Origin of the sequence: Listeria grandensis FSL F6-0971, assembly GCF_000525835.1 — a bacterium.
Classification (GTDB): Bacteria; Bacillota; Bacilli; order Lactobacillales; family Listeriaceae; genus Listeria_A; species Listeria_A grandensis.
In genome coordinates this window covers 1-1,147 of sequence record NZ_AODD01000058.1, presented here as the reverse complement: position 1 = coordinate 1,147, position 1,147 = coordinate 1, and the positions used below count along the sequence as shown (strand labels likewise).

Here is a 1,147-nt window from a genome sequence, read left to right as displayed (position 1 = left end):
TCATCAAAAAACGGACAGTACTCAAGTAGCGAGCGGGATAGTAGCAGCGAACGGAACCTATGCGATTACCATTCCAAAACAAGCCTACGGATCAACCGTGACAGCAACCGTAACATTAAACGGACAAACATCTTCTGCAAGCACTTTAGTAACGCAAGGAACCATCGCTCAAACAACCATCAATAGCCTCACATCAGACCAAACAAGCGTATCCGGAAGAGGCGAATCAGGCGGAACCGTCGTCATCAAAAATGGGACTACTCAAGTAGCAAGTGGAACAGTAGCAACGAACGGAACGTACACGATCACAGTTCCAAAACAAGCCTATGGATCCATCGTAACAGCAACCGTAACAAAAAACGGAAAAACATCTTCTGCAAGCACTTTAGTAACGCAAGGAACCATTGCTCAAACAACCATCAATAGCCTCACATCAGACCACACAAGCGTGTCTGGAAAAGGCGAACCAGGCGGAACCATAGTCATCAAAAATGGGACTACTCAAGTAGCAAGTGGAACCGTAGCAGCGAACGGAACGTACACGATCACAGTTCCAAAACAAGCCTATGGATCCACCGTAACAGCAACCGTAACATTAAACGGACAAACATCTTCTGCAAGCACTGTAGTAACGCAAGAAACCATCGCTCAAACAACCATCAATAGCCTCACATCAGACCAAACAAGCGTATCCGGAAGAGGCGAACCAGGCGGAACCGTCGTCATCAAAAATGGGACTACTCAAGTAGCAAGTGGAACAGTAGCAGCGAACGGGACTTACACGATCACAGTTCCAAAACAAGCCTATGGATCCGGATCCATCGTATCAGCAACCGTAACAAAAAATGGACAAACATCTTCTGCAAGCACTGTAGTAACACAAGGAGCCATCGCTCAAACAACCATCAATAGCCTCACATCAGACCAAACAAGCGTATCCGGAAAAGGCGAACCAGGCGCCACTGTAGTCATCAAAAACGGCAGTACTCAAGTAGCGAGCGGGATAGTAGCAGCGAACGGAACCTATGCGATTACCATTCCAAAACAAGCCTACGGATCAACCGTGACAGCAACCGTAACATTAAACGGACAAACATCTTCTGCAAGCACTTTAGTAACGCAAGGACCATCGCTCAAACAACCATCA

The 1,147-nt window shown here is 46.8% G+C and carries 1 protein-coding gene; it reads left to right on the top strand.

Annotated features, from left to right (window positions below; genetic code table 11):
• The coding region (locus tag PGRAN_RS16910; protein ID WP_036068580.1) for an Ig-like domain-containing protein at positions 1 to 1,147 on the top strand (1,147 nt) is incomplete at both ends.